Source organism: Olleya sp. HaHaR_3_96 (assembly GCF_019278545.1).
Taxonomy (GTDB): Bacteria; Bacteroidota; Bacteroidia; order Flavobacteriales; family Flavobacteriaceae; genus Olleya.
Map to the genome: position 1 here is coordinate 5,001 of NZ_CP058987.1, position 2,500 is coordinate 7,500.

General features: G+C 31.4%; 3 rRNA genes (2 of these 3 only partly in view). All 3 read right to left on the reverse strand.

The features are described 5' to 3' along the window. A 16S ribosomal RNA gene (locus H0I26_RS00025) occupies positions 1–63 on the reverse strand; it reaches 1,455 nt to the left of the window's first position. Positions 64–1,933: 1,870 nt separating this feature from the next. After that, positions 1,934–2,041, reverse strand: a 5S ribosomal RNA gene (gene rrf / locus H0I26_RS00030). Between the two features lie 101 nt (positions 2,042–2,142). Continuing rightward, positions 2,143–2,500 (reverse strand): 23S ribosomal RNA (locus tag H0I26_RS00035) (it continues 2,463 nt past the right edge of the window).

Here is a 2,500-nt window from a genome sequence, read left to right on the forward strand (position 1 = left end):
GACTTGCATGTGTTAAGCCTGCCGCTAGCGTTCATCCTGAGCCAGGATCAAACTCTTCATCGTTAAATTTTAAAGTCTTTCGACTAATATGCTTAACAATTAAAGAAATATCTAGTACTCTAAAATGGCTTATTCTCTTGTTTGAACTTAATCGTTTCCAATTAAATTCGTACGCTGTCAATTCAATATGTTTATGAACTTTTTTCTCTGTCTCTTAAGATGTTATTTCCTTAAGCGGGTGCAAATATAATTCGCTTTTTTAAATCCCACAAGCTTTATTTGAAAAGATTTGACTCTTTTCTATTCCACTGTCATAATAACTCTCTGAACGTTTCCCTAACAACTAAATAACCTGTTATAGTTACGTCGTTTTCGGGGTGCAAATATACAAGCCTTTTTGGTTCCCACAACCCTTTTGGTAATCTTTTTTTAATTTAAACGTAACATCTATCTTTAAGCCTTTATGCTTAGCAGGTTACAGTAAGTATAAAAACTTTAAATAAGTTATAGTAGTATGAAAACAAACCCTATTTAGTGTCCTACTGCAAAATCCTCTTTATAATATAACTCCTGGAACAGTGAATTACGTCCCTATTAATCTTGAATACTGTTATATTTAATGAGCTTTTTTTCGAAATAATATTATTCCTGTAAGACTATTATACTAAAAAAGATCTAGCAGCTTAAGTAAAACTCCCGTATTACAATATTCTCATTAGGGATTAGTTGTTTTTAATAGCCTTATTAATTTATTCTGGTATCTAAGAGTAACAACTTTTACCACAAAACATAATCCAAGTAGACTAGATCCTGAAAAAAAATAATTAGAAAATATCTAATAATCTTGATACATGTGCAGATCCATACAATCACCAAAGACAATAATCGTTTTACACTCTCAAACTATAGTCAAAATATACCAATACGTATTATGTATTAGATTTTAGATTTTGTTTTTGTGTTTTGTGTTTTGTGTTTTGTGTTTTGTGTTTTGTGTTTTGTGTTTTGTGTTTATACAATAAAATTTATAGAAATTAATTTACATTTCACCTACGAACGAATCCTAATGTCTTAATAGAATAGATAACAAATAGCTCTGAATTTAGATTTTAGATTTTAGAGGTTTATACCTCCAGTGTCTTTGTCCTAAAATATCATTTCAATATAAACACGAATATAACAAGGTCTAATCTTTGGGTAATTCCACACGAAAAACTAAAACTATATTAAAATTATTACTAGTCTTAATATTCTTTACTATATAATGGAATCTACTACAATACGAATAACTATCAATTATAAAAAACACATAGTACTTATAGTCTAATATAATTTAAAGATCTAGTTTGAAGGGGTTCTAATTTGAATATAAGATTCTAGACAATTTATAATGTACTTAATAATGAATGAAAACAGTATCGTCTACAAATAAACAGTATTGAGTGTAGTCTGATTAAACAGCATTTATTAAGAAACATCTACCAAATGGTACATACTTTAATAATAAAAGATCAGATTTATAGTTTTTAAAATTTGAATATTAGATATCACTTTTGGTAAATTTAATATAATGTATAACCTACTTTAAGGTAATAGATCATAATTATAGGTTTTCAAATTTGAACATAACATTCTAACGTATTGAATTAACCCTTTTCTCTAATATCTTCTGAGCTTTACTTTCTACTTAGTGCCTACTTTAAGGAAAAAGATGATGTGTGAATACTTTCTTATATCCCTTTTTAACTTACCCTTTTCTCTACTAACTTTTGCTTTCTAGTTATTTGCTTTTTATTAATAGCTTTTAAGTTATGGTCTATATCATCTAGTTCCTTTTGCCTTATGTCTATTTACTTCAGCCTTTTTACCTAGTAATTTATTTCATATTCGGACACAAAAAAACCCTTCATAAATAAATATGAAGGGTTCTCTAAAAAGGCAACGACCTACTCTCCCACAAATGCAGTACCATCGGCGCAAATGGGCTTAACTTCTCTGTTCGGAATGGTAAGAGGTGAGCCCCATCGCTATAATCACCTTAAATCTTTCGGTGTATGTAGTATTAACTACTTAACCGTATAAAATAACATATTGAAAAAATGATTCATGAAAATCTGTATTGAACTTTATAAAAAACAGGCGTACAATAAGCCTATGGGTTATTAGTATCACTCGGCTATGACATTACTGCCTTTACACCTATGACCTATCAACGTAGTCATCTCCTACGACCCTTTAAAGAAATCTCATCTTGTGGTGGGTTTCGCGCTTATATGCTTTCAGCGCTTATCCCTTCCCAACGTAGCTACTCTGCAATGCTCCTGGCGGAACAACAGATACACCAGAGGTTAGTCCAACTCGGTCCTCTCGTACTAGAGTCAGATCCACTCAAATTTCTAACGCCCACTGTAGATAGAGACCGAACTGTCTCACGACGTTCTGAACCCAGCTCGCGTGCCACTTTAATGGGCGAACAGCCCAACCCTTGGGACCTTCTCCA